Source organism: Kitasatospora griseola (assembly GCF_014648555.1).
Classification (GTDB): domain Bacteria; phylum Actinomycetota; class Actinomycetes; order Streptomycetales; family Streptomycetaceae; genus Kitasatospora; species Kitasatospora griseola.
Genome location: NZ_BMRI01000005.1, coordinates 34,651 through 35,006, shown reverse-complemented (window position 1 = coordinate 35,006; position 356 = coordinate 34,651). Strand labels below are relative to the sequence as shown.

Genomic DNA, 356 nt, shown 5'->3' with positions numbered 1-356 from the left:
GGCGCCCGATCCGCTTCAGCGGGGTGCCGTGCCACAGCTGCACCACCACCTGGCCGTCGCGGCGCCGCAGGAACTCCGGGAAGTGCGTGTTGCCGACCAGGTAGCGGCAGGTGGCGAGCGCCTCGTACCACTCGGGGCTCCACTGGCGGATCGCGCGGACCGGCCCGGGCGGCTGCTCCTGGCCGTCCTCGATCACCCACAGGTGCTCCAACGGGAGCTGCCGGCGGGCGAGTTCGGCGTGCACGGCGCGCGGGTTGCAGGCGTAGCCGCGGCCGCCGAAGACGTCGTACAGCACGGCGTCGCGCAGCGGGCGGCGGCGGGCGGCCGGGTAGCTCTCGGTGCGCAGCCGGTGCTGG

At 75.6% G+C, this 356-nt stretch carries 1 protein-coding gene; it reads right to left on the bottom strand.

What is annotated here, in order from left to right:
* Nucleotides 1-356: CDP-glycerol glycerophosphotransferase family protein (locus IEZ12_RS07980; RefSeq protein ID WP_189271424.1), on the bottom strand; the 356-nt coding region annotated here is incomplete at both ends.